Annotated in this window: 23 protein-coding genes, 2 pseudogenes and 1 riboswitch; of the genes and pseudogenes, 13 read left to right on the top strand and 12 right to left on the bottom strand. The window is 70.4% G+C overall.

Annotated features, from left to right (window positions below; translation table 11 throughout):
* The first annotated feature begins 36 nt into the window (after positions 1-36).
* The 7 genes and pseudogenes from EDD90_RS30260 to EDD90_RS30230 all read left to right on the top strand — a co-directional run bounded on the left by EDD90_RS30260 (position 37) and on the right by EDD90_RS30230 (position 5,530).
* On the top strand, positions 37-552 hold the full coding sequence (locus tag EDD90_RS30260) for a SigE family RNA polymerase sigma factor (RefSeq protein WP_123976091.1): 516 nt from the start codon (positions 37-39) through the stop codon (positions 550-552).
* Complete coding sequence (locus tag EDD90_RS55720) at positions 542-1,225, top strand: hypothetical protein (RefSeq protein ID WP_185149276.1); 684 nt, start codon at positions 542-544, stop codon at positions 1,223-1,225. Before EDD90_RS30260 ends, EDD90_RS55720 begins: the two co-directional genes overlap by 11 nt.
* 278 nt (positions 1,226-1,503) lie before the next feature.
* Positions 1,504-2,327 (top strand): annotated as a pseudogene (locus EDD90_RS30250) (hypothetical protein).
* A gap of 59 nt (positions 2,328-2,386) precedes the next feature.
* Positions 2,387-3,058 (top strand): Uma2 family endonuclease, encoded by a 672-nt coding sequence (locus tag EDD90_RS30245; protein WP_123976090.1) that lies wholly within the window; start codon positions 2,387-2,389, stop codon positions 3,056-3,058.
* A 43-nt stretch (positions 3,059-3,101) separates the two neighbouring features.
* Positions 3,102-3,677, top strand: a complete 576-nt coding sequence (locus tag EDD90_RS30240) for a hypothetical protein (protein ID WP_123976089.1) — start codon at positions 3,102-3,104, stop codon at positions 3,675-3,677.
* A 114-nt stretch (positions 3,678-3,791) separates the two neighbouring features.
* Positions 3,792-4,586, top strand: coding sequence for an SDR family NAD(P)-dependent oxidoreductase (locus tag EDD90_RS30235; RefSeq protein ID WP_123976088.1), 795 nt, complete (start codon positions 3,792-3,794; stop codon positions 4,584-4,586).
* Positions 4,587-4,630: 44 nt separating this feature from the next.
* Positions 4,631-5,530, top strand: a complete 900-nt coding sequence (locus tag EDD90_RS30230; protein WP_123976087.1) for a helix-turn-helix domain-containing GNAT family N-acetyltransferase — start codon at positions 4,631-4,633, stop codon at positions 5,528-5,530.
* A gap of 42 nt (positions 5,531-5,572) precedes the next feature.
* Here the strand turns inward: EDD90_RS30230 and EDD90_RS30225 are convergent, their stop codons facing one another.
* The 3 genes and pseudogenes from EDD90_RS30225 to EDD90_RS30215 all read right to left on the bottom strand — a co-directional run.
* Positions 5,573-6,181 (bottom strand): TIGR03086 family metal-binding protein, encoded by a 609-nt coding sequence (locus tag EDD90_RS30225; protein WP_123976086.1) that lies wholly within the window; start codon positions 6,179-6,181, stop codon positions 5,573-5,575.
* Between the two features lie 76 nt (positions 6,182-6,257).
* Positions 6,258-6,902, bottom strand: a complete 645-nt coding sequence (locus EDD90_RS30220) for a TetR/AcrR family transcriptional regulator (protein WP_123981812.1) — start codon at positions 6,900-6,902, stop codon at positions 6,258-6,260.
* A 226-nt stretch (positions 6,903-7,128) separates the two neighbouring features.
* Positions 7,129-7,339, bottom strand: a pseudogene (locus EDD90_RS30215) (carboxylesterase/lipase family protein); the annotation flags it as partial.
* Between the two features lie 22 nt (positions 7,340-7,361).
* Between EDD90_RS30215 and EDD90_RS30210 the strand changes: the two are divergent.
* On the top strand, positions 7,362-7,613 hold the full coding sequence (locus tag EDD90_RS30210) for a hypothetical protein (protein WP_123976085.1): 252 nt from the start codon (positions 7,362-7,364) through the stop codon (positions 7,611-7,613).
* A 78-nt stretch (positions 7,614-7,691) separates the two neighbouring features.
* Here EDD90_RS30210 and EDD90_RS30205 read toward each other — a convergent pair whose 3' ends face one another.
* The 5 genes from EDD90_RS30205 to thrC form a co-directional block, all read right to left on the bottom strand.
* Positions 7,692-8,819, bottom strand: coding sequence for an NADH:flavin oxidoreductase (locus EDD90_RS30205; protein WP_123976084.1), 1,128 nt, complete (start codon positions 8,817-8,819; stop codon positions 7,692-7,694).
* Positions 8,820-9,056: 237 nt separating this feature from the next.
* Positions 9,057-10,679 carry a chaperonin GroEL gene (groL, locus tag EDD90_RS30200; RefSeq protein ID WP_123976083.1) on the bottom strand — a complete coding sequence of 541 codons (1,623 nt, stop codon included), beginning with the start codon at positions 10,677-10,679 and terminating at the stop codon, positions 9,057-9,059.
* A gap of 361 nt (positions 10,680-11,040) precedes the next feature.
* Complete coding sequence (locus tag EDD90_RS30195; protein WP_019057200.1) at positions 11,041-11,247, bottom strand: cold-shock protein; 207 nt, start codon at positions 11,245-11,247, stop codon at positions 11,041-11,043.
* A gap of 469 nt (positions 11,248-11,716) precedes the next feature.
* Complete coding sequence (locus tag EDD90_RS30190; RefSeq protein ID WP_123976082.1) at positions 11,717-11,992, bottom strand: MoaD/ThiS family protein; 276 nt, start codon at positions 11,990-11,992, stop codon at positions 11,717-11,719.
* A 113-nt stretch (positions 11,993-12,105) separates the two neighbouring features.
* Positions 12,106-13,395, bottom strand: a complete 1,290-nt coding sequence (gene thrC / locus EDD90_RS30185; protein ID WP_123976081.1) for a threonine synthase — start codon at positions 13,393-13,395, stop codon at positions 12,106-12,108.
* Between the two features lie 18 nt (positions 13,396-13,413).
* Positions 13,414-13,587: riboswitch (SAM riboswitch) on the bottom strand.
* Between the two features lie 157 nt (positions 13,588-13,744).
* Here thrC and EDD90_RS30180 point away from each other — a divergent pair.
* Both EDD90_RS30180 and EDD90_RS30175 read left to right on the top strand, forming a co-directional pair.
* Positions 13,745-14,689, top strand: coding sequence for a glucosyl-3-phosphoglycerate synthase (locus EDD90_RS30180; protein WP_123976080.1), 945 nt, complete (start codon positions 13,745-13,747; stop codon positions 14,687-14,689).
* An 83-nt stretch (positions 14,690-14,772) separates the two neighbouring features.
* Entirely contained in the window at positions 14,773-16,221 is a 1,449-nt protein-coding gene (locus EDD90_RS30175; RefSeq protein WP_123976079.1) for a trehalose-6-phosphate synthase, read from the top strand.
* Between the two features lie 149 nt (positions 16,222-16,370).
* Here the strand turns inward: EDD90_RS30175 and otsB are convergent, their stop codons facing one another.
* From otsB to EDD90_RS30160, 3 genes are all read right to left on the bottom strand, one after another.
* A complete protein-coding gene (otsB, locus tag EDD90_RS30170) occupies positions 16,371-17,222 on the bottom strand; it encodes a trehalose-phosphatase (protein ID WP_123976078.1) in 852 nt (283 codons plus the stop codon).
* 158 nt (positions 17,223-17,380) lie between these two features.
* Complete coding sequence (locus tag EDD90_RS30165; protein ID WP_123976077.1) at positions 17,381-17,614, bottom strand: DUF3263 domain-containing protein; 234 nt, start codon at positions 17,612-17,614, stop codon at positions 17,381-17,383.
* A 17-nt stretch (positions 17,615-17,631) separates the two neighbouring features.
* Positions 17,632-18,897: an extracellular solute-binding protein gene (locus EDD90_RS30160; protein WP_185149275.1), complete on the bottom strand. Its 1,266-nt coding sequence runs from the start codon at positions 18,895-18,897 to the stop codon at positions 17,632-17,634.
* Positions 18,898-19,026: 129 nt separating this feature from the next.
* Here EDD90_RS30160 and EDD90_RS30155 point away from each other — a divergent pair, with 129 nt between their 5' ends.
* The 3 genes from EDD90_RS30155 to EDD90_RS30145 all read left to right on the top strand — a co-directional run bounded on the left by EDD90_RS30155 (position 19,027) and on the right by EDD90_RS30145 (position 22,228).
* The gene (locus tag EDD90_RS30155) at positions 19,027-19,965 is read left to right on the top strand and encodes an ROK family protein (RefSeq protein ID WP_123976075.1); all 939 of its coding nucleotides are present in this window, start codon (positions 19,027-19,029) and stop codon (positions 19,963-19,965) included.
* Positions 19,965-21,191, top strand: a complete 1,227-nt coding sequence (nagA, locus tag EDD90_RS30150; RefSeq protein ID WP_123976074.1) for an N-acetylglucosamine-6-phosphate deacetylase — start codon at positions 19,965-19,967, stop codon at positions 21,189-21,191. The genes EDD90_RS30155 and nagA overlap by 1 nt, the downstream gene beginning before the upstream one ends.
* 107 nt (positions 21,192-21,298) lie before the next feature.
* Positions 21,299-22,228, top strand: a complete 930-nt coding sequence (locus tag EDD90_RS30145) for a 1-phosphofructokinase family hexose kinase (protein WP_123976073.1) — start codon at positions 21,299-21,301, stop codon at positions 22,226-22,228.
* Here EDD90_RS30145 and EDD90_RS30140 read toward each other — a convergent pair.
* Positions 22,225-23,181: a carbohydrate-binding protein gene (locus EDD90_RS30140; protein ID WP_123976072.1), complete on the bottom strand. Its 957-nt coding sequence runs from the start codon at positions 23,179-23,181 to the stop codon at positions 22,225-22,227. The genes EDD90_RS30145 and EDD90_RS30140 overlap by 4 nt on opposite strands.
* Positions 23,182-23,307: the final 126 nt, after the last annotated feature.

Here is a 23,307-nt window from a genome sequence, read left to right as displayed (position 1 = left end):
GGGTTGCACGGGAAACGAGAGACTCCGGCGGAGGGCATGACCGAGGACGAGTTCGACGCGTTCTACGCGGCCGCGTTCCCCCGTCTGACCGGGCAGCTCTACGCCTTCACCGGTGACCACGGCGAGGCCCAGGACGTGGTGCAGGAGGCGTTCGTACGCGCCTGGGACCGGCGCAAGTCCTTCCTTGCCGACAACGCCCCCGAGGCGTGGATCCGCACGGTCGCCGTACGGCTTGCGGTCAGCCGCTGGCGGCGCACCCGACGCTGGCTGGAGCTGATGCGGAAGCACCTCCCGCCCGAGTCGACGCCGGGGCCCGGCCCCGAACACACCGCGTTGGTCGCCGCGTTGCGCAAATTGCCCCAGGCACAGCGGTTGGCGATCGTCCTGCACCATCTGTGCGACCTGAGCGTCGAGCAGGTAGCCTCCGAGACCGGCGCGCCCGTGGGCACGGTCAAGGCCCGGCTGTCCCGGGGCCGGGCGGCCCTGGCGCAGCACCTGGGCCCGGACGAGGCCGACGAGCCGGTACGGAAGGAGGGCGGCCGTGTCCGATGAACTGACCCGCGCCCTCCGTGAGTTGGCCGCTCAGAATGAGACCCCGCCGACGGTCGCGGGCACCCAGATCCGCAGCCTTGCCGCCCGCCGCACCCGCCGCCGTCGCACGACCCTCGCTCTCGGCACCGGCGCGGCGGCGCTGGCCCTGGCGGCCGTCGCCCTGACCCTGAACACGGGCACCGACACCGGCCCCGACCACCGCCCCCCGGCCGCCACCCCTCACCTCACCTCCCCCGCACCCTCCCCCTCGACCTCCGGCTCCCCCGCACCCTCCCCCTCGGCCTCCGGCTCCCCCGCACCCTCCGTCTCCGCCGTCCCGACCGCGATCATCGGCACGGTCGACTTCGAGAAGCACACCCTGACGATCGACGGCCGGACCGTGCCCATCGCCGCCGGCTCCCCGACCCTTCTCTCCGCCGGCGTCATGACCGTCACCGCGAAACTCAACCTCGACCGGGACTCCGTCGCCGCGCTCCCCAAGACCGCCTGCAAGACGGCCGATCCGCATGTCGTCGAACTCCGCGACACCGGCCGGACCAGCATCTACGTCGGCGCCTTCAGCTGCTCCGACGACTCCGGCGCCCGGATCCGCCTCGACACGAAGGACGCCGTCTGGCTCTACAAGAGCCTCAAACCGGGCGACGTCATCGCGGTCGTCCTGTCACAGGCCTAGCGAGCACCCGAAGCTCAAGCCGCCAGCCCCGAGCCCTCTTTTCAGGGAATGGGTGGAGGGCCTCAACCCGCCCTCCCACCCTGCGTGTTGACTTGACGCGTTCGACTTGCCACGCACAGTGACGATCCTCTAGCGTGCCCGCATAACGAACGAAACAGCCCCCGTCAGGCGCTACCAACACCTGCGGGGGCTTAACCAACGAGATCGGAAAAGGCGATCCCATGGCTGACAGCCAGCTTAGTGCTGCCCTCCCGCCCGCGCACGTCTCCCCGCACCCGATGGCCAACCCGGGCTACGGAAAACGGTCCGCGTCGAACCAACACCGGCGCACCGCCCACGACTTCGCCCACCTCCCACCCCGCGAAGCAGCCATCGCCGCATACGTCGACCGGCTCCCCGAGGGCGCCGACATCTCCGTGAAGACGCTGGCCAAGCACCTCCCGTACGGGCAGTGCGCCCTCCGCACCGCCCTCAACCGGCTTCAGCAGGCGGGGCACTTGAGGCGGGGCCGGGAACATCTCGCCGACTCGGGCAGCCGACGCTGGATCACCCGTTCGTGGTGGTCCCGTACCGCACGCGACGATGACTGGTGGGCGGCGTTCACACGAGGCGACGTACCGGAGCCGGAACAGCCCCCCGACCGGGCTCGCCCCACCCGCTCCCGCGCCCACATCCTCCTGGCCGCCCTCGGCCGTACCGCCCCGGCTCTCTCCCTCTCCCAGGCCGACTGCGCCGCCCTCGCCCCGCTGCTGACGGAGTGGTTCGCGCGGGGTGCGAGCGACGAGTACGTACTCCACGCTCTGACCAGCGGTCTCCCCTCCCCCGTCCACCACCCGGCCGCCCTCCTCCGCAAACGCCTCACCGACAAACTCCCACCCGAGCCGGTAGCCCGCCCGCTCGCCCGTCCCTCCGCATCCTGGAGTGCGCGAAGTGCGGCACCCCGGGCCGCCCGGAGGCCCTGCCCGGCGGCATCTGCGGCGCATGCCGGGGCGGGCGCGCCCCCGGCAGTCCCAACACGCCCCTGTCGCCTCCCGAAGTCCACTCACGGGCCGCCGAAATCCGTGGCGCGATGATCAAACAACGAGAAAGGACACCCGCATGACGGCTCCTACGGTCCGACGACGCCACCCCGGGGCACGATGGAGGGGAGGAGGCAATTCCATGACCCCTGGTGCCGCTGAACGCCCGCAGATGCCCGTCGAGGACTTCGAGGAACTCGCCGGCGTGGCCCCGGAGGGCGTGCGGCTCGAATTCGTCGACGGGAAGGTTCGTACGAAGGACCCGCTCACCGTCGAGGACTTCGAGGAACTGGAGCGGCGGGCTCCGGAGACCGTCCGGCTTGAGTACGTCAACGGAAAACTAGAGGTCAAGGCAGTGCCGGACGGCAACCACCGGGAGATCTTCGTCTGGTTGCAGGAGCAGTGCATGCAGCATCGCCCTGACCTGCGCGTCTACGGGGAGTCCGGCGTCAAGACCGAGGAATACCGGAGGGGTCGCGCCCGCACGGACGGAGCCGTCGCTCGCAAGGGCCACTTCAAAGGGCACGGCGAGTGGTCGGCATCGGAGGGCATCCTCATGGCCGTGGAAATCACCTCTCACGACCACGACACCGACCGACGGGACCGCATCGACAAGCCTGTCGGCTACGCGGCAGCCGACATCCCCGTCTACCTGCTCATCGACCGCGACAACGACACCGTTGTCGTCTACAGCGAGCCCAAGGACAGTCGCTACCAGCAGATCGTCTCCTACCCCTGGGGAACCCCCGTCGAGCTCCCCGCCCCCCTCGCCTTCACCCTGGACACCGAAGAACTCAAGGACTACGCCGACTGATCTCACCGGAGCGTTGTCAGCGCTCTGTGCAACCCTGGTTCACATGAACCACTCCCAGCTCACCGCTCTGGGCCGTGCCCTCCGTGTCATCGGCGAGCACGGGGAGGCCCTGACCGGTGACACGCCAGACGCCAAGCTGCACGAGGTGAAGGACGACTTGCGGCGCGCTCTCGATCTGCTGGAGGAGAGCGTCAGCGCGGCCGCGCCCACCACCCGGTGCGCCGAGCATCCGCAGGGGCCCGTGGACGAGAGCGCCCCCGATCTGTGTCTGCTCTGCGAGACGCGGCGGCGGGCCGCGCGGCGGTCGGAGTTCGGGGGTGGCCCGCGGCCGGTGCCGGGGGAGGCTGTCAGTCCGTCCATGTCCCGGTACGGCGTGCGGGCCGACCGGCCGCAGCCGCAGCAGCGCTGGCTGCCGGAGGCGTGGAACGGCCGGAAGTGGGAGCTGTGCGGCACGCCCCGCCGCGACCGGCGCGAGGCAGAGCTGTACATCGCCGCCCAGCGGCGCGGATCCCGGCCCGCCATGGCCTACCGGCTCGTCCACGAGTTCACCGACTACGAGGTACTCCGGGTCTGGGGCACTCCCGTGCATGTGGACATCGAGCCCCTCGGCAACCTCTGACACCGGTACAGCCCGGTGCCGCCATACAGGCGTTGAAGGCCTGATCCCTTTGTGCCGTCGCTCCGACTCGGGTACCTGAGCGGAGACACACGCACGAAAGGGGTGTGATGAGAGATGAAGATCGATCTGAGCGGTCGCGCGGCGCTGGTCACCGGCTCCACCCAGGGCATCGGCGCGGCGATCGCCGCCGGACTGGCCCGCGCCGGGGCCCGGGTGGGGGTCAACGGCCGGTCCTCGCAGCGCGTCGACGAGAGCATCGCCCGGCTGACGAAGGAAGTACCGGAGGCCGATCTCCTCCCGGTCGCGGCGGATGTGACGACCGAAGAAGGGGCCCGTCTGGCGGCGCAGGCCCTGCCGCAGGTCGACATCCTCGTCAACAACCTGGGGATCTTCGGCTCCGAGGACCCGCTGCGGATCACCGACGACGAGTGGCGGCGCTACTTCGAGGTCAACGTGCTGGCCGCCGTGCGGCTGACCCGCCTGTACCTGCCGGGCATGACCGAACGCGGGTGGGGACGCGTCCAGTACATCGCCAGTGACTCGGCGGTCGTCATCCCCGCCGAGATGATCCACTACGGCATGTCGAAGACCGCGCTGCTCGCGGTGGGCCGCGGCTTCGCCAAACAGGCCGCCGGCACCGGTGTCACGGTGAACTCAGTGATCGCCGGCCCCACCCACACGGGAGGGGTCGAGGACTTCGTCTACGAACTCGTCGACCGCGACCTGCCCTGGGACGAGGCCCAGCGCGCCTTCATGCGCGAGTACCGGCCGCAGTCGCTGCTGCAGCGCCTGATCGAACCGGAGGAGATCGCCAACATGGTTGTCTACCTCAGCTCCGACCAGGCCTCGGCCACCACCGGGGGCGCGCTTCGGGTGGACGGCGGATACGTCGACTCCATCCTGCCGTGAGACATCGAGTAGCCCACGAAGAATTCTCTGACTAAAGTCAGAGAATGGATACGGCACAGATCGAGCAGGTGCGACGGTTCCACCGCACCGTCACCGAACGCGTGGGCGTGCTGCACGACCGCTACCTGGGCCGCGACCGGCCGATCGGCGAGGCTCGGCTGCTCTGGGAGATCGGCGAGCAGGGCCGGGACGTGCGGCGCCTGCGTGAGCGCCTCGGGCTCGATTCCGGGTATGTCAGCCGGTTGCTGCGCTCTCTGGAGAGCGCCGGCCTGGTGACCGTGGAGCCGCAGCGCGAGGACAGGCGGGTACGCACCGTGCGGCTCACCGAGCAGGGCCGGGCGGAGCGCGCCCTGCTCGACGACCGCAGTGACGAACTGGCCTCCTCCCTCCTCGAACCGCTCAACGCCGCACAGCGCACCCGACTGGTCGCGGCCATGGCCGAGGTCGACCGGCTGCTGACCGCCTCGACCGTCACCCTCGACGTCGTCGACCCCAGCCACCCCGACGCCCGGCACTGCCTGCTGGCCTACTTCGCCGAGTTGCAGGAGCGCTTCGACACCGGCTTCGATCCCGCGCGCAGCCTGCTGCCCGACGCGGGTGAACTCCGGCCTCCACGCGGGCTGTTCCTGGTCGCCCGGCTGCACGGCGAACCCGTCGGCTGTGCCGGGGTGAAGCTGCCGCCCGGGGCTCCGGCGGAGATCAAGCGCATGTGGGTGGCCCCCCAGGCCCGCAGACTCGGCCTCGGCCGCCGGTTCCTGACCGAACTGGAGGCACGGGCCGCCGGGCACGGCTGCGACACCCTGCGCCTGGACACCAACAAGACGCTGGACGCCGCGATCACCCTCTACCACTCCTTCGGCTTCCAGGAGGTCCCCGCCTTCAACGACGAGCCGTACGCCCACCACTGGTTCGAGAAGCGGATCACCGCGCCGTCACCGGAATGACGCAAGAGGCCGGTCCGATGGGGACGAGGGCGGTCCCGGCCCTCACCCGCGGACCGGCCACCGCTCCGGGTCCCTCCCCAGCAGCCGCAGCGTCTCCTCCAGGGGACCGGCACCCGCAAAGACCTCCAGCGCGGGCGCGAAGGCGGATCCCGGCCCTCGCCGCGCCGGATCGGCCGGGACCAGGCGAGCGACGGCGAGCGCCGCACCGAGCGCCTCGTCCGGCAGTTCCACCGCCGCGCCGAGCGTGACGGCGACGTCCCATGCGTGCACCACGTAGTCGACGAAGTGGAAGCTGATCGCCCGCCGCCCGGAAAAGGTCCCGCCCAGCTCCGGCAGCGCGAACTCCCGTCCGTCCACGCCCGGTTCACCGAACGCGCCGAGCACCTGGGCCGCGGCCGCCCGGTGCACCCGCGCCGGCTCGCTCATGTCCTCCGGCTCGCGCCAGTGGGCGGCGCCTTCCCCCGCACCCCGTGCGGCGGCCGCGAAGCCGTGGTGCTGGGCCGTCATGTGCGCCACGAGCCGGCGCAACGTCCACCCCGCGCACGGTGTGTCCCGCTCCCAGTCCTGGCCGCCCACCAGATCCACCACCCGGACCGCCTCACGCACGGCGATCCGGTCCAACTCGACGATGTCCGCTCCTGTGACAGTCATGGACCGAGCCTAAAACTGTGCGAACGATCGTGCTAGTTGTTTGACGGGATCCGGTCCGTCCCAATTCATCGTGGGCTCAGGGGACTTGAGGCAACCGGGCCGGGTCGGCCGCCACCGCCCGCAGACGTGCCGCGATCCCGACCCGGGCCCGCCGGTAGGCGGTCTCCTCGCCGTGCAGCACCGCGACCCCGTTGGCCGTCTCCATCAACGCCACGAGTTCGAAGGCGAGCTGGGGCACATCGACGCCGGCGTGCAGCTCACCCGCGTCACGCGCGTCGGCGACGGTGCGCTCCACATGGGCCATCCAGTCGCGCTGGGCCCGGACCACGGCGTCGTGCACCGGCCCCGAACGGGCGTCGAACTCGGCGATGACCTCGTAGAAGAAGCAGCCGCCCGGAAAGACCCGTCCCCGGGAGTACTCGAGCCATCCCTCGCACAGCCGCCACACCCGCAGGACCCCCGCGGGATCCGCCGCCAGCGGGCGGATCACCCGCTCGGTGAAGATGCGTCCCGCCTCCCGCACGGTGGCGAGCTGCAGTTCCTCCTTGGACCCGAAGAGCGCGAACACCCCGCTCTTGCTGAGCCCCAGTTCCGTCGCCAGCCGCCCGACGGACAACGCCTCCAGCCCTTCCACGGACGCGATCCTGACGGTCCGGTCCAGCACCGACTGACGCGTCCTGTTCCCCCGTTCGACCCGTCCGTCCACCCGGGGCGTGGATATGTCCTTGTCCGTCACGCGGGGAACAGTAGCGCGCGACACCGGCGATCGCGGTTTTCGGCGCTCGGCTTCATGGCCTTCGGCCTGCTGACGGACCGCCCCGCGCTTCTGCTCCTCGTGCCCTACGCGTTCGCTCTCGGGTTCTTCCGGCTGCTCGCCGGCTGACCCGAGAGCGGATGAACGGTGAGGTCGCACCCCTCCCGCAGCTGCCTCGTCCGCTCCTCCGGGGTGACGCCTGCGCCCGCCCGGAGGAGGTTGGTCAGGTCCGCCTCGAACATGCCGAAGAGGAGGGGGATGTCCAGGCCGTGGCAGGTGCCCAGGATCCCGCCGCTGCCGGGGGCGCCCCAGGTCAGTTCGTACAGGTGCGCCCGGCCGCCGCCCGCGATCTGTGCCTCCGCCAGGCGCAGGGACGGCATGGCGAACAGCCAGTCCGTCTGCAGGGCCGGGGCCGGGCTGCTGGTCATGCTCGCGATCGACGCGCTCTACGCCTGGCCGCTGTGGACGAGAGCGGCCGATGACGCCTCCCGGACACCGTTCCGGCTGGCGTGCGCCCTGCTCGCCCTGATTCCGGCGTTCACCGCTCTCGTGTCATGGGCCCGGGCGAGACCACGCCGGCCGGAGCCGTCCATCGCATGGAACCGGGCCCTGCTCTTCGGGATCGTGTCCTTGCCGCTCCAAGCGGTGGTGTCCCTGGTTTTCCTGGCGGTCGTCTGACCGTCGGCGGGCGTCGGCCGGCAGACCACGAACGGCCGGGACGCAGGACGTCCCGGCCGTTCGTGTGAGCGCAGGTGCTCAGCTCAGGGTCTTGAGCGCGGCCGCGTCGTACGACTTCAGTTCGTCCGTGCGGCCGGCGAGGACCTTCGACGCCCACTCCGGGTCCTGGAGGAGGGCGCGGCCGACGGCGACCATGTCGTACTCCTCGCGCTCCAGGCTGTCGAGGAGGTCGTCGATGCTCTTGAGCGGAGAGCCCTCGCCCATGAAGCCCTTGATGAAGTCGCCGTCGAGGCCGACCGAGCCGACGGTGATGGTGGGCTTTCCGGTGAGCTTCTTGGTCCAGCCGGCCAGGTTGAGGTCGGAGCCCTCGAACTCGGGGAGCCAGTAGCGGCGGGTGGAGGCGTGGAAGACGTCGACGCCGGCGGCGGCCAGCGGCGTGAGGATCGCCTCCAGCTCCTCGGGGGTCTCGGCGAGACGGGCGTCGTAGTTGTCGGACTTCCACTGCGAGTAGCGGAAGATGACCGGGAACTCCGGGGAGACCGAGTCACGTACGGCGGCCACGATCTCCGCCGCGAACTTCGTGCGGGCGACCGGGTCGCCGCCGTACGCGTCGGCGCGGCGGTTGGTGCCCGCCCACAGGAACTGGTCGAGCAGGTAGCCGTGGGCGCCGTGCAGCTCGACGCCGTCGAAGCCGATGCGCTCGGCGTCGGCCGCGGCCTCGGCGAACGCGCGGATGACGTCGTCCAGGTCCTGCCGGGTCATCTCCTTACCCTCGCCCTCGGTGCCGTCCAGGCGGATGCCGGAGGGGCCGACGGCGGGGGCGTCCGCGAACGGCGGCTGGCCCTGCTTGCGGACCATGCCGATGTGCCACAGCTGCGGGACGATCGTGCCGCCGGCCGCGTGCACGCCCTCGGCGACCTTCGCCCAGGCCGCCAGCTGCTCCTCGCCGTGGAACCGCGGGATGCGGCTGCTCTGCCCGGCCGAGTCATGGCCGACGTACGTCCCCTCGGTGACGATCAGGCCGACACCGGCGGCGGCCCGGCGGGAGTAGTACGAGACCACGTCCTCGCCGGGGATGCCGCCGGGGCTGAACTGGCGGGTCATCGGCGCCATCACGATCCGGTTGGGGACCGTGAGCCCGTTGAGAGCGATGGGACGGGAGAGGATCTCGGCCGCGCGGGAGGCGGGGGGCGTGGTGACGGTCACGTGGGGGGCTCCTCGTGAGTAGGCGTGTGTCCGGGGGCGAATACCAGATGGTATGTGCACGCGCATCGAGTGCACGTCTGTGCACAACGAACTGCCCGGACGTACGCATTCCCGCTTCCGCGCGGATGCCATGTGACACCGGACACGGACCCGTGCCGGGGAAACACCCGAGGGCGGCACCCCCCGCCGTAGCAGGGGGTGCCGCCCTCGGAAAGGACGAGCCGATCCGTTGCCGGATCAGAAGTCCATGTCACCGCCCGGCATGCCGCCCGGAGCGGCCGCGGCGGCCTTCTCCGGCTTGTCGGCGATGACGGCCTCGGTGGTGAGGAACAGCGCGGCGATGGAGGCTGCGTTCTGCAGGGCGGAACGCGTCACCTTCGCCGGGTCGATGATGCCCTCGGCGACCAGGTCGACGTACTCGCCGGTCGCGGCGTTGAGGCCGTGACCCGGGGTGAGGTTGCGGACCTTCTCCACCACGACGCCACCCTCGAGGCCGGCGTTCACGGCGATCTGCTTCAGCGGGGCCTCAAGGGCGAGCTTCACGGCCTGCGCGCCGGTCGCCTCGTCACCCTCCAGCTCCAGCTTCTCGAAGACCTGGGAGGCCTGCAGCAGGGCCACGCCACCACCGGCGACGATGCCCTCCTCGACGGCCGCCTTCGCGTTGCGGACGGCGTCCTCGATGCGGTGCTTGCGCTCCTTCAGCTCGACCTCGGTCGCGGCACCGGCCTTGATGACGGCGACGCCACCGGCGAGCTTGGCCAGGCGCTCCTGGAGCTTCTCGCGGTCGTAGTCCGAGTCGCTGTTCTCGATCTCGGCGCGGATCTGGTTCACGCGGCCCTGCACCTGCTCGGAGGAGCCGGCGCCGTCGACGATGGTGGTCTCGTCCTTGGTGATGACCACCTTGCGGGCCTTGCCCAGCAGGTCGAGGGTCGTGTTCTCCAGCTTGAGACCGACCTCCTCGGAGATGACCTCGCCGCCGGTGAGGATGGCGATGTCGTTCAGCATCGCCTTGCGGCGGTCGCCGAAGCCCGGGGCCTTGACGGCGACGGACTTGAAGGTGCCGCGGATCTTGTTGACGACCAGGGTCGACAGGGCCTCGCCCTCGACGTCCTCGGCGATGATCAGCAGCGGCTTGCCCGACTGCATGACCTTCTCCAGGAGCGGGAGCAGGTCCTTGACGGAGCCGATCTTCGAGTTGGCGATCAGGATGTACGGGTCGTCGAGGGACGCCTCCATACGCTCCATGTCGGTGGCGAAGTACGCCGAGATGTAGCCCTTGTCGAAGCGCATACCCTCGGTGAGCTCCAGCTCCAGACCGAAGGTCTGGGACTCCTCGACGGTGATGACGCCTTCCTTGCCGACCTTGTCCATGGCCTCGGCGATGAGCTCGCCGATCTGGGTGTCGGCGGCGGAGATGGAGGCCGTGGAAGCGATCTGCTCCTTGGTCTCGACATCCTTCGCCTGCTCCAGCAGGGCACCGGAGACGGCCTCGACGGCCTTCTCGATACCGCGCTTCAGGGCCATCGGGTTGGCACCGGCGGCCACGTTGCGCAGACCCTCGCGGACCAGCGCCTGGGCGAGCACGGTCGCGGTGGTCGTACCGTCACCGGCGACGTCGTCCGTCTTCTTGGCGACTTCCTTGACCAGCTCGGCGCCGATCTTCTCGTACGGGTCCTCGAGCTCGATCTCCTTGGCGATGGACACACCATCGTTGGTGATCGTGGGGGCGCCCCACTTCTTCTCGAGGACGACGTTGCGGCCCTTGGGGCCGAGCGTCACCTTCACGGCGTCCGCGAGCTGGTTCATGCCGCGCTCGAGGCCGCGCCGCGCCTCCTCGTCGAACGCGATGATCTTGGCCATGTGAAGTGGTCCCTCCAGGACTGGGGGTGAGTCTTCGAGGACCGCGCCCGCGCCCGCGACGGACGGCTCGCCGACCCGTGGGTTCCTTGCCCCACCCGGCCTGCGGGCCTCACCGACCCGGTCCTTCTTTGTCACTCTCACCTTCAGAGTGCTAACGCCAATGATTAGCACTCGCCCATGCCGAGTGCAAGCGCCTCCCGGGGATCGGGCACCTGGAGTCAGGCCCGCCGAGGGCCCGCCGGGGAGCCCGCCGACGGGCCGGCGACGGGCTGCTGCCAGGCATGCCGAAGGGCTCGTGCCCCAGGAGGCACGAGCCCTTCGAAGAAGTACAGAAGAACGTCGCTGTCAGTCGGCGCGTGCTTCAGCTGGTCGCCAAGCGGACCATGTCCGCCTGCGGCCCCTTCTGGCCCTGCGAGATCTCGAAATCGACTCGCTGACCCTCTTCCAGGGTGCGGTACCCGTCCATCTGGATCGCGCTGTAGTGGACGAAAACATCCGCACCACCGTCGACCGCGATGAAGCCGTACCCCTTCTCCGCGTTGAACCACTTGACGGTGCCCTGAGCCATGCCTAACTCCCCTATTACTGGCCCTTGCACAGATCCACACTTCGCGGATCCGGGTCAGACCTCACCCCCCAATGGTTGGGGGCGTGCGCCGGAACGCGTCGACCGCGGCTGAATGTATCTGTCCAACTGCCGTCTGCAACAGGTCAATCGGACGAGAATTCTGGACGGGAAGGGTCCGGAATGTAGCGAGAATTCGGCCGAATTCAGGGCAAGTCGGGCCCCATGAAAGCCACAAAAGCCGCATATAACCCGCACACTTTGGCTACTTCTTGGCGAGCTGGCGGTATCGAATAACAGGGCCCGCGCCCCGGAGATCGGGACCGTGTTCCCCAACTGTACCGCGCTCAACCACACAGAATTGCCCCCTCCGCTTCTCTCGCGGAGGGGGCAATCAGATGAACAATCGGTGATGGCTGTTACCGAAGGTAATGTTCGGTCATTCGGCCATCACGTCAGGCAGGTCAGCGGCTCAGCCACCGGCGACGGCCGGGATGATGGAGACGCCGGCACCGTCCGGGGTGGCCGTCTCCAAGCCCTGCTCGAATCGCACGTCGTCGTCATTCACGTAGACGTTGACGAACCGGCGCAGCTTGCCCTGGTCGTCGAGAACGCGCGCGGCGATTCCCGTGTGGTTCTGCTCCAGGTCGGCGATGACCTCGCCGAGGTTCGCGCCTTCGGCGGTGACTTCGGCCTGGCCACCGGTGTAGGTGCGCAGGATGGTGGGGATGCGAACGGTGACGCTCACGTTTAAACCTCCGGTAGCTGTAACACCCCTTCAGGGGCGCGGAACTGAGTCGATTTGCGGCTACCGCCGCGCGGGCGCGACCAGCCCCCACCGGCCCGCAGAACGACGACTGCCTACTGGGCCAGCCCGGCCTCACGGAACGACTCAAGAGTGGGCCGAATAGTCGCCGTCAGCCCGGTCTCCGCGACAGCGTCCAGCGTCTTCAGTCCATCACCGGTGTTGAGTACGACAAGCGACTTCGCCGGGTCGATGAGCCCGTTCTCGATGAGCTTCTTGGTGACTCCGACCGTCACACCGCCGGCGGTCTCCGCGAAGATCCCCTCGGTCCGCGCGAGCAGCTTGATCGCGTCGACGACCTGCTCGTCGGTCACGTCCTCCACCGCACCGCCCGTCCGGCGCGCGACGTCGAGGACGTAAGGACCGTCGGCCGGGTTGCCGATGGCGAGGGACTTGGCGATGGTGTTCGGCTTCTGCGGACGGACCACGTCGTGGCCCCCCTTGAAGGCCACCGACACCGGCGAGCACCCCTCCGCCTGCGCACCGAAGATCTTGTACGGCTTGTCCTCGACGAGCCCGAGCTTGATCAGCTCCTGCAGGCCCTTGTCGACCTTGGTGAGCTGCGAGCCGGAGGCGATCGGGATGACCAGCTGGTCCGGGAGCTGCCAGCCGAGCTGCTCGCAGATCTCGTACGCCAGGGTCTTGGAGCCCTCCGCGTAGTACGGCCGCAGGTTGACGTTGACGAAGCCCCAGCCCTCGCCGGCCGGGTCACCGATCAGCTCGGAGCAGAAACGGTTCACGTCGTCGTAGTTGCCCTCGATGCCGACGAGCTCGCCGCCGTAGATCGCGGCCATGACGACCTTGCCCTGCTCCAGGTCGTGCGGGATGAACACGCAGGAGCGGAAGCCGGCCCGGGCGGCGGCGGCGCCGACCGCGCCGGCCAGGTTGCCGGTGGAGGAGCAGGAGAGCGTGGTGTAGCCGAAGGCGCGCGCGGCCTCGACGGCCTGGGCGACCACGCGGTCCTTGAAGGAGTGCGTCGGGTTGCCGGAGTCGTCCTTCACGTACAGCCCGCCGGTGACACCGAGCTCCCGCGCCAGGTTGTCGGCCTTGACGAGCTTGGTCCAGCCGGGGTTGATGTTCGGCTTGGTCGCCACGTCCGCGGGGACGGGCAGCAGCGGCGCGTAGCGCCAGATGTTCGCGGGTCCCGCCTCGATCTGCTTCCGCAGCTCCTCGGTGTCGTAGTCCGAGAAGTCGTACGCGATCTCGAGCGGGCCGAAACACTCCTCGCAGGCGAACACCGGGCCGAGCGGCACACGGTGACCGCACTCGCGGCAGCTCAGCGCCGCGGCGGGACCGAGGTCGACGGTCGTAGAGTCGGTGGTGGGTGCAACAGTCTGCGCAGCCATGTGAGGCGAGGCCCTTTCTCCTCATCTTCCTCACGACGCATCTCGCCGTGAGACGGATTTGGCACCTTCCCTAGCCGGGAGCCTCGCGGACGATCGACAGTGATCCGACCGATCGACGACGATCTACGAGTACCGACTGGAGGGTTGCCGGGGCTTCATCGGGCCGTATCCCTCTGCCCCTCTGGATGAGCTGTATTCGGTTGTCAACGCACGGTGACCGCACGACATGCGATGGTCATCGGCGTTGTTCAAGACTGTAACCGAAGGCCAGGACAGTTGAGAGAGTCGTCCGTACCGCGAGATGGATCACACTTCGCAGTGTGACCGTGACAGTGAGGAGCCGCTGACTGTGCTGGAAGAAGTCGAGCGCTGGCTGGCCACCCGCTCCTGGTCCGTGAGCGACCGCCCCCTGCACCGGATACTCGCCGCCAAGCAGCGCACCGGGCAGTCGGTCTCCGTCGTGCTGCCCGCGCTCAACGAGGAGGAGACGGTCGGCGACATCGTCGCGATCATCCGCCACGACCTGATGCAGCAGGCGCCGCTCGTCGACGAGATCGTGGTCGTCGACTCCGGCTCCACGGACCGCACGGCGGCCGTGGCCGCGGCGGCCGGCGCCCGGGTCGTCCACCGCGACACGATCCTCCCGCGCATCCCCGCCGTCCCCGGCAAGGGCGAGGTCCTCTGGCGCTCCCTCCTGGTCACCACGGGGGACATCGTCTGCTTCGTCGACGCGGATCTGAGGGACTTCTCCTCCGACTTCGTCTCCGGGATCGTCGGCCCGCTGCTGACCGACCCCGACGTGGACCTGGTCAAGGCGATGTACGACCGTCCGCTGGCCGGTGCGGCCGGGCAGGGCGGCCGGGTCACCGAGCTGATGGCCCGCCCGCTGCTGAACATGCACTGGCCGCAGCTGGCCGGTTTCGTGCAGCCCCTGGGTGGCGAGTACGCGGCCCGCCGCTCCCTGCTGGAACAGCTCCCCTTCCCGGTGGGGTACGGGGTCGAGCTGGGCATGCTGGTCGATGCCCTGCACCTGGTGGGGCTGGATGCGCTGGCGCAGGTGGACGTCGGTGTCCGCAAACACCGCCACCAGGACGGCCAGGCCCTCGGCCGGATGTCCGCCGCGATCTACCGCACGGCGCAGCTGCGACTGGCCCGCGGCCACCTGATCCGCCCCTCGCTCACCCAGTTCGAACGGGGCGAGGACGGCTTCGAACCGCGCACGTACTCCGTGGACACGGAGGAACGGCCGCCGATGGTGGAGATCGCGGAGTACGCCGAGCGCCGGGTGGCGTGACTTCGACGGGCGTCCCGTATACGGCCGCCGGTCGGGCGTAGCCGTACGTTTGAGCGTTTCCGGGCCGGGCTAGGTTCAGGCGTATGGCTTCCACCGGCGGTGCTGAGGTGCTGGTCGCGTCCAACCGCGGCCCGGTTTCGTACGAGGTGCGCTCCGACGACGCGGGCGGCGGCGCGCTGCATGCCAAGCGGGGCGGCGGCGGGCTGGTCTCCGGTCTGTCGGCGATCGGGCCGGACGCGAACGCGGTGTGGGTGTGCGCGGCGCTGAGCGACGGGGACCGGGAGGCGGTGCGGCGGGCCGAGGGCGGCCGGCTGCCGGTGACGGACACCGGCGGCCAGCAGGTCCGGATGCTCGACATCGACGCGGGCGTGTTCTCCGACGCGTACAACGGCATCGCGAACTCGGTGCTCTGGTTCGTCCACCACATGCTGTACCAGACCCCGCTGGAGCCGGTCTTCGACGCGGAGTTCCGGCGGCAGTGGGGGGCGTACGAGGCCTACAACCGGGCGTTCGCGGAGGCGCTGGCGAAGGAGGCGGCGGAGGGCGCGGCCGTCGTCATCCAGGACTACCACCTGGCGCTGGCACCGCGGATGCTGCGCCGGCTGCGCCCGGATCTGCGTATCGGCCATTTCTCGCACACCCCCTGGGCGCCGCCGGACTACTTCCGGCTCCTCCCCGACGACATCGCGGCGGAGCTGCTGGGCGGGATCCTGGGCGCCGATCACGCCGCGTTCCTCACGCGGCGGTGGGCGGACGCGTTCGTCGACTGCTGTCATGCGGTGCTGGGGCCGGGGATTCCGGCCGCGGATCCGTCGTCCGGCGGGACGCGGATCGGGGTGCACGGGCTGGGCGCCGACGCGGACTTCCTGCGGAAGCGGTCGCACGAGCCGGACGTCGAGGAGCGGATGCGGGCGCTTCGGGAGGAGATCGGGGAAGGGCGGAAGACGATCGTCCGGGTCGACCGCACCGAGCTGTCGAAGAACATCGTGCGGGGGCTGCTGGCGTACCGGCAGCTGCTCGACGACCACCCCGAGTGGCGGGAGCGGGTGGTGCATGTCGCGTTCGCGTACCCCTCGCGGCAGGACCTCGCCGTCTACCGGGACTACACGGCCGAGGTGCAGCGGGTGGCGGACGACATCAACTCGGTGTACGGGACGGCGGGTTGGACGCCGGTGGTGCTGCATGTGAAGGACGATTTCGCGCGGTCGCTGGCGGCGTACCGGCTGGCCGACGTGGCGCTGGTGAACCCGATCCGGGACGGCATGAACCTGGTGGCGAAAGAGATCCCGGTGGTGTCGGACGAGGGGTGTGTGCTGGTGCTCTCGCGGGAGGCGGGGGCGTTCGAGGAGTTGGGGGAGGACGCGGTGGTCGTGAACCCGTATGACATCGGGGGGACGGCTGATGCGTTGGCGCGGGCGCTGGCCTTGCCGGAGGGGGAGCGGGCGGAGCGGTGCAAGCGGCTGGCCGCGGCGGCTACCGCGTTGCCTCCTGCGGCCTGGTTTCTTGAGCAGTTGGGGGCGTTGGGCGGGTAGTTTTCGCCCCCGCCGCCCCTACCCGTCCCCTCACCAGGGGGCTGCGCCCCCTTCGACCCCCGCGGCGGTAGATGCGGATCTGCGGGCCGGTGGGGGCTGGTCGCGCAGTTCCTCCCCCAGCCTTCGGCCGGGGGGACCCCCAGCGCCCCTTACGGGGCGCTGTATGCGGCGAGGCTTCTCAGCAGTCGTACTAGTCCCTCCGGGCCGTTCACCACCAGGTCCGATCGGTCCGCGAGCTCTGTGACCTCCTCGCTGCCGCTGCATACCAGCAGGCCCGGGACGCCTTCCGTCCTCAGTTTCTCCGCTGCGGCGAAGGCGGGGATGTCGCCCAGGTCGTCGCCGGCATAGAGGACCGACCCCGCGCCGATCTCTCTCGCGTACTCGCGCAGGGCTACCCCCTTGTCCATGCCCGGGGGGCGGAGTTCCAGGACCAGGCGGCCCGGTTCGACGATCAGGGCGTGGCGGGTGGCCAGGTCGGTCAGGGGGGTGCGCAGGGAGTCGAAGGCGGCCTGGGGGTCGTCGGCCCGGCGGGTGTGGACGGCCACCGCGAAGCCCTTCTCCTCGATCCAGGCACCGTGCGCGGCGCCGACGCGGTCGAGGAGGGCGGGGAGTTCGGCGCGGACGGCGGCGATGCCGGGATGGGGCGGCGGGGAGGTGATCTCGCCGGTCGCCGCGTCCCAGCGTTCGGCGCCGTAGTGGCCGAGGACGACCAGGTGTTCCAGGCCGGGGACGCCGGCGAAACCGCCGTGGCGGACGGCGACCTCGGCCGGGCGGCCGGTGACGACGGCCACGGCGGCCACCTTCGGCGCGAGGGCGGCGAGGGCCGGTACGGCGTCCGGGTGGGCCCGTGCCTGCTCGGGGTCGGCGACGATCGGCGCGAGGGTGCCGTCGAAGTCGAGGCCGACGAGAGCGGTGCGGGGCTGTGCGAGGAGGGCGGCAAGGCCGTCACGACCGGCCGCGGTGCGAGGCGTCGGGAGGGGTTCCGTGATGTGGGTTCCCATGCACCCGACAGTATCCAAGCGCCCCGTAAGGGGCGCGGGGAACTGCGCGATCAACCCCCACCGGCCCGCGGATCCACATCTGCCGGCGGGGGTCTAAGGGGGCGAAGCCCCCTGGTGATGGGACGGGTAGGGGCGGCGGGGGCGACGAAACCCCCAGCTCACCGCTCCCCGCGCCGCGCCTCCCGCACCCGCCGCAGCCTGTTCACCGTCACCGGGTCGTGCGCGAGGGCCCGCTCGTCGTCGAGCAGGGCGTTGAGGAGCTGGTAGTAGCGCACGGGGGCCAGGTCGAGTTCCTCCCGTATCGCCCGTTCCTTCGCGCCGGGGCTCGGAAAGCCCCGGCGTTCGAGGGCGAGGACGGCCTGCTCGCGCGCGTCCAGTTCTTGCCGGTCCATGGCGAGAACGGTAGCGCTCAGCCCGTGGTCGTACGGCTGTCGGCCGCCGACGCCTCGGCCTGGAGCCGGGTGAGGACGGTGGTCGGGCTGCCCGTCGAGGTGACCGCCGTACCTATCTGCTTCTTGATGTCGGCGCTGATGGCGGCCCAGGAGGTCTTGCCGGCCGGGTACAGCGCGGAGGACGGCAGCTGCTCCAGGAACGGACGGAGCTGTTCGTCCTGCGTCCGGGTGGAGTAGGTCATCGCCTGGGAGGCCGACGTGGTCACGGGGAGCAGGCCGTACTCGCGGGAGAAGGCGAGCACGTTCTTCTCGCTGTAGACGTAGTCGAGGAAGTCGCCCACCTGCTCGGCGTGGCCGTTCTGCTTGAACGCCGCCATCCAGTCGGCGACGCCCATGGAGGCGGTGGGGGTCGTCTGGCCGGCGCGGGCGGGCATCGCGACCATGCCGAACTTCACGCCCTTCGCCTCGGCCTGCTTCATCAGGGTCGGGTGGCCGTTGACCATGCCGACCTGGCCGTTCGCGAACGCGGTGAACGCGGCCGCGCGGTTGAGCTTGCCGGGCGCCGTCGGGCCGGTCAGCCCCTTGCCCACCAGGTCGTCCCTGAGCCAGGTGAGGGTGTCGATGTTCTGCGTGGAGTTGATCGTGTACGTGCCGGTGTCGTCGGTGTAGCCGCTGCCGCCGCTGAGCAGCCACTGCATGGTCTCCGCCTGCGCTTCCTCGGGACCGAGGGGCAGGGCGTACGGGTACTTCACCCCGTGCGCCTTGAGCGCCTCCGCGTCGGCGGCCAGTTCGTTCCAGGTGGTGGGCGGGGTGGTGATGCCGGCCTGGGAGAAGAGGGTCTTGTTGTAGAAGAGGACGCGCGTGGATGCGGCGAAAGGCATGCCGTACTGCGCGTGGTTCCACTGGCCCGCCTCGGCGAGCTGGGACGGGAAGTCGGCCTGGACCGGGATGGAGAGCAGGTCGCCGGCCTCGTACAGCTTGCCGGCGGCCGCGTAGTCGGCGTACGAACCGATCTGGGCCAGGTCGGGTGCCTTGCCGGCGGCGACCATGTCCTTGACCTTGCGGTCGACGTCGTTCCACGAGTAGACGGTGACGTCGATCTTCACGCCGGAGTGCTGGGCCTCGTACGCCTTGGCCAGCTTGTCCCAGTACTTCTGCGAGCTGTTGGCGGCGGAGTCTCCGTAGTCGGCGGCGACGAGTCTGAGGGTCACGTCCGAGGATCCGGTCGTCCCACAGCCACCGAGGACCGCCGTCATGCCCAGGGTGGACACCACTGCGATCATTCCTGCCTTACGCCGCCGCACTTGCACTACCTCGATCTAACTGTCTCGCCGTTCAATATGTGGACCCATAAGGTCTACACCACGTGAGTGGACTAGACCTCTTGCGGGTCAGCGGGCCACACTGTTCCCGTGAGACATGTCATCGCCCTGGACGTGGGCGGCACCGGAATGAAGGCCGCGCTGGTCGGGCCGGACGGCGAGCTGCTCCACCAGGACCGCCGGGCGACCGGCCGTGACCGCGGCCCCGACGCCGTCGTCGCCGCCATCCTCGAATTCGCCGCCGAGTTGCACGGGTACGGCGAGCGGCACCTCGGCGAGCCGGCGTCGGCGGCCGGCGTGGCGGTCCCGGGAATCGTGGACGAGTCGGCCGGTATCGCGGTCTACGCGGCCAACCTCGGCTGGCGCGACATCCCGCTGCGCGCTCTCCTCTCCGACCGTCTCGGCATCCCGGTGGCCCTCGGCCACGACGTGCGCACCGGCGGCCTGGCGGAGGGCCGGCTCGGCGCGGGCCGGGGAGCGGACCGCTTCTTCTTCGTGGCGCTCGGCACGGGTATCGCGGGCGGCTTCGGCCTGGACGGCCGGGTGGAGTCGGGCGCGCACGGCTTCGCGGGCGAGATCGGCCATGTCGTCGTACGGCCGCAGGGTGCCCCCTGTCCGTGCGGGCAGCGCGGCTGTCTGGAGCGGTACGCGTCCGCGGCGGCGGTGAGCGAGGCCTGGGCGAAGGCCTGCGGCGACCCGGACGCGGACGCGGCGGACTGCGCGAAGGCCGTCACGTCCGGCGACCCGAACGCCGTACGGGTGTGGGGAGAGGCGGTGGCCGCCCTGGCGGACGGGCTGGTCACGGCCGTCACCCTGCTGGACCCGCGGGTTCTCATCATCGGCGGTGGCCTGGCGGAGGCGGGGAGCGTGCTGTTCCAGCCGCTGCGGGAGGCGGTGGAGAGCCGGGTGACGTTCCAGAAGCTGCCGACGATCGTCCCGGCCGCACTGGGAGACACGGCCGGTTGCTTGGGGGCGGGGCTCCTCGCCCAGGATCTGTTGACTACGACTACTGCGGAGGTAACCCCGTGATGGCTGCGAACGAGCCCGACCACAGCGCCCCGTCAGGGGCGCGGGGAACTGCGCGACCAGCCACACCCCACCCGCACCCGGGGTCACACGGTCTGGTCCTCCACGGCGCCCGCGCAGTCCTCCCGACCGGTGTCATCGAAAACGCCCGACTCGCGGTCGAGGGCATGAAAATCACGGCCGCCCCCTCCCCCGACGCCCAGCTCATCGACCTCACCGGCCACTGGCTCCTGCCCGGGTTCGTCGACATCCACAACCACGGCGGCGGCGGAGCCTCCTTCAGCTCCGGCACCGCGGAACAGGTCCTCACCGGTGTCCACACGCACCGCGTGCACGGCACCACCACCCTCGTCGTCTCCACCGTCACCGACGACATGGACGTCCTCGCCCGCCAGGCCGGCCTCCTCTCGGAGCTCGCCGAGCAGGGCGAGATCGCCGGTGTCCACTTCGAGGGCCCATTCATCTCCCCGTGCCGCAAGGGCGCCCACTCGGAGGCGCTGCTGCGCCACCCGGACCCGGCGGAGGTCCGCAAGCTGCTCGACGCGGCGCGCGGGCAGGCGAGGATGGTCACGCTGGCCACCGAACTCCCCGGCGGCATCGAGTCGGTACGGCTCCTCGTCGAACACGGCGTGATCGCGGCCGTCGGCCACACGGACGCGTCGTACGAGCAGACGGTCGAGGCGATCGACGCGGGCGCCACGGTCGCCACCCACCTCTTCAACGCGATGCCGCAGCTGGGCCATCGCGCCCCCGGCCCGATCGCCGCGCTCCTGGAGGACGAGCGGGTGACGGTCGAGCTGATCAACGACGGCACCCATCTGCACCCCGCCTCGCTGCAGTTGGCGTTCCATCACGCGGGCCCGGACCGGGTCGCGTTCATCACGGACGCGATGGACGCGGCCGGCAGCGGCGACGGCCGTTATCTGCTGGGCCCGTTGGAGGTCGAGGTCACGGACGGGGTCGCCCGGCTGGTCGAGGGCGGTTCCATCGCCGGGTCGACCCTGACCCTGGACCGCGCGCTCCGGCGGGCGGTGACCGTCGACAGGCTTCCTGTCGAGCACGCCGTCGCCGCCCTGTCCGCCAACCCGGCCCGGCTGCTGGGCCTCTACGACCGCATCGGCTCCCTGGAGCCCGGCAAGGACGCCGACCTGCTCGTCCTGGACGCGGACTTCACGCTGAAGGGCGTGATGAGGAAGGGCGAGTGGGTGGTCGCACCGGAACTTCCCTGATCATGACCATGCTTTGAGAGACGGCGACCTAGGCCCGGTCGCCGTCTCTTTGGCATGATCAAGGCCCCCCGTCGGACGGCACGGGCATTTGCGAGGGAGGTCGCCCGATGATTCTCACCGTCACCCTGAACACCGCTCTCGACATCACCTACCGGGTCGGGGCACTGCGTCCGCACACCTCGCACCGGGTCTCGGCCGTGACCGAACGGCCGGGCGGCAAGGGGGTGAACGTGGCCCGGGTGCTCGCCGTGCTCGGGCACGAGACGACGGTCACGGGTTTCGCGGGCGGGGCCACCGGGCGGGCGGTACGGGAGCGGCTCGCGGACACCCCGGGCCTACGGGATGCACTGCTGCCGGTCGCCGGGGCGACCCGTCGCACGATCGCCGTCGTGGACGAACGGACGGGTGACACGACCCAGTTGAACGAGCCCGGTCCGCAGATAGCGCCCGCCGAGTGGGGTGCCTTCCTGGACCACTACGAGGAACTGCTGGCGGGAGCCTCGGCGGTGGCGCTGTGCGGGAGTCTGCCGCCGGGGGTGCCGGTGGGGGCGTACGCCGGACTGATAAGGGCGGCCCGCTCTGCTGGTGTCCCGGTGCTGCTGGACACCAGCGGGGAGCCGCTACGACGGGGTGTGGCCGCCCGGCCCGACCTGGTCAAGCCCAACGCCGACGAACTGGCCGAACTCACCGGCTCCCACGAGCCGTCACGGGCCACCCAGGACGCCCGCCGGCGCGGGGCGACGGCGGTCGTCGCCTCACTGGGCCCACAGGGCCTGCTGGCACTCACCCCGGAGGGCCGCTGGCGTGCCGCACCGCCCTCCCGCGAACACGGCAACCCGACCGGCGCAGGCGACTCCGCGGTCGCCGGCCTCCTGTCCGGCCTGGTAGAACAACTCCCCTGGCCGGACCGCCTGTCCCGCGCGGTGGCCCTGTCGGCGGCGACGGTACGGGCCCCGGCGGCCGGGGAGTTCGACCGCACGGCGTACGAGAAGCTGCTCGGCCAGGTCGCGGTGACCGGTGGGCCTGCGGCCGCTTAGTCCTTGTTCGTGTGCTTGCCCTGCCTCAGCCACATCTGGTCCAGCAGGACGTCGCACCTGTCGCCGCTCTGGCAGGACAGGGAGATGACGTTGGTGCCCTTGGTGAGGGTGGGGTACGTGAAGCTGGTCGTCCAGGCCTTGGTCGGGTCGCTCTGGCCCGTGTAGTTGTTCAGGGGGAACTTGCTGCCGAACGTCTTGCCGTTGATGGACAGCGTCATGGCCTGGTCCTGTACGGCGCTGTAGTGCGCGTAGACGGTGTAGAGGCCGTCCGACGGGATGCCGTTGACCGTCCAGGTGACGCCGGCGCCGGTCTGGCTGAAATTGGTCACGTAGATGCCGCCCTGGGCCTTCGCGCCCTTGACGTCCGAGGCCGTGCTCGCGCCGCCGTCCAGGTGGAAGGTCTTCGCGTCGACCGGCGCGATATCGCCGGACGCCGACACCGAGCTACTGCTCGACGGGGACGGGGAAGCGCTCTGGGACGTGGACGGGGAGGTGGAGGCGCCGCCGCCCGCCTTGTTCTCGTCCCCGTTGCCGTTCATCATCGCGACGCTGATGCCGATGACGACCGCGGCCACCACCGCGATGGCGCCGATCAGGAGGCCCTTGGTGTTCGGGCCCCGGCCGCGGCCGGGGTTCTGCGGGGCCACGCGGGACGTCGGCGCGCCGCCAGGGAAGGTCTCCGGGGCCTGGTAGGCCGCGTTCGGAGGCTGGCCGTAGCCACCGGGCTGCTGCTGCGGGATGGTCTGGCCTGCGCCGTACTGCGGCTGCGGTGCCTGCTGCTGTCCGCCGTACGTGCGCTCGCCGACCGGGCGCACCCTGCTGACCGCGTTCGGGTAGCCGTAGCCACCGGAGCCGGACGGCGGCTGGGCCCCTCTGGCCTGACCGTCGGCGTACAGATAGCCGAACGGGTCGTCGTCCTCGGGCGTGCTCGCGCCGTTGTCGCCGGGCGTCATCCCTGGTACTCCTCAGCAGGTGCGGGCGGACTCGATACAAGTATTGAGAGTCGAGCCTACCCGGTCCTGCTGAGCCAAACAGGTGACTCGCACCGCATCAGTGCCCGCATCCCCGCGGTGACCTGC

Origin of the sequence: Streptomyces sp. Ag109_O5-1 (genome assembly GCF_003814875.1) — a bacterium.
GTDB classification, from domain to species: Bacteria; Actinomycetota; Actinomycetes; order Streptomycetales; family Streptomycetaceae; genus Streptomyces; species Streptomyces sasae.
This window is presented reverse-complemented; position numbering and strand designations above follow the sequence as displayed.